General features: G+C 63.6%; 1 protein-coding gene and 1 pseudogene. One reads left to right on the forward strand and one right to left on the reverse strand.

The window, feature by feature from the left end; genetic code table 11:
- Positions 1-641, forward strand: a pseudogene (locus sphst_RS02845) (IS5 family transposase); the annotation flags it as partial.
- Here sphst_RS02845 and sphst_RS20260 read toward each other — a convergent pair.
- On the reverse strand, positions 636-1,639 hold a 1,004-nt coding region (locus tag sphst_RS20260), incomplete at its 5' end, for a hypothetical protein (protein WP_234387276.1). The pseudogene sphst_RS02845 and the gene sphst_RS20260 overlap by 6 nt on opposite strands.

Below are 1,639 nucleotides of genomic sequence, written 5' to 3' on the forward strand. Positions count from 1 at the left end.
GTCAATCGCAACGGGCTACGCTGGTGTGATACGCCGAAGGACTATGGGCCGCACAAGACGCTCTACAATCGCTGGAAGCGGTGGGGCGAGGGGGGTGTCTTTTTGTGCATGATGGAGAGGCTCGCGGCAGCGGAAGCCGTACCGAAGACGGTCATGATCGACGCCACCTACCTGAAGGCACACCGCACGACATCGAGCCTACGGGTGAAAAAGGGGATCTCGGCCGCCTGATCGGCCGTACGAAAGGCGGTATGAACACCAAACTGCACGCCGTCAGCGATGCAGATGGGCAGCCCTTGAGCTTTTTCATGACCGCCGGGCAGGTCAGCGACTACACCGGCGCGGTAGCCTTGCTCGACGATCTGCCGAAGGCGCAGTGGCTGCTTGGCAACCGTGGTAACGACGCCGATTGGTTCAGGGACGCCTTGGACGCCAAGGGCATCCAGCCCTTCATCCCGGGCCGCAGATCGCGCAACGAGCCGGTCAGATACGACAAGCGCCGCTACCAGCGGCGCAGCCGCATCGAGATCATGTTCGGCCGTCTGAACGATTGGCGCCGCGTCGCCATTCGCTACGACCGCTGCCCAACCGTCTTCTTCTCTGCCGTCGCGCTCGCAGCCACCGTCATCCTCTGGCTATGACCAATGATTCCTGACCTTAGAGCGTTCGAGCAACCGATCGATATCAGCCATGCTTGCATCGAGGTCGGCCGTGGCAAGGGCCAGCGGCCCGTCCTCCAGGATAGCGGGTTGCTCGACCAAAAGCTGACGTTGCGTCGGTTGAATACGACCGCCTGCTGCGAGGGTAACAAGACCGGCACGAGCGAGCGCATCAGCCTGAATATCGGCCCCGGCTCGAGACAGACTTAGCGCCCGTGCAAGCTGGATCCGCCGCAGCGGGCCTGCCGCAACAATGAGCGCCCACGCGTCGCGCGCGCGCGCGTTGCGGGATAAGCCGGCGAGTGAGTCGCGACCGCGGACGAGTGCGGCCTCGATGCGCTCCAACTCCGAAAACGCTCCCAATGCCGCATGATTGCTATGGTCAATAAGCGCAGCTGATCGTTCAGTGTCCTCAAGATCAAGGCGAAATGCTGTACGCGGGATGATCCCCGTGACGGACGGCACGGTGCCGCGAGCGACAAGCGTAAGGTTTAGGGCCCAGCATCCAGCAGGCTCAGCCGCAACGTATTGACGCATTGATCGAGAGGGCAGGGGGATTACGGCGTCATGTCCGTGACCTTCGGCAAAATCCGGCGTGGTGATCAGATTGTCGACCGCAACAGCGGCACGAGTCAGTCCCTGAAGCGGATGATCTGGACCAAGGTCGGCCAGTCCACAGGCTCGGGTGAGGGGGCCACCGGCAGGCACCTGCCCCACCGCGTCGTGGGCGGCGTTGAGCAACGCCAGCGCATCGGCGTCGAAACCACGCGTCGCGTTGACCATGCGAACGATGGTTGTGGCCGCTTCCGCGATTGCCGGCACACCGTTGGCAGCGAGCCAAAGTACGACAGCGTCGCGGCGCGGGTCGTCGGTCATTAGGACCGAGCTAGGATCGCTGCTTGGCTGGTGCGCAGGGCCGACATCACCGGCGCCGGCGTCGCGCCGATACGCACGCCATGCGCCAGCGATGGTTGCCAAGC

The sequence above is a fragment of the Sphingomonas sp. STIS6.2 genome, from assembly GCF_000732685.2.
GTDB lineage: Bacteria > Pseudomonadota > Alphaproteobacteria > Sphingomonadales > Sphingomonadaceae > Sphingomonas > Sphingomonas aerolata.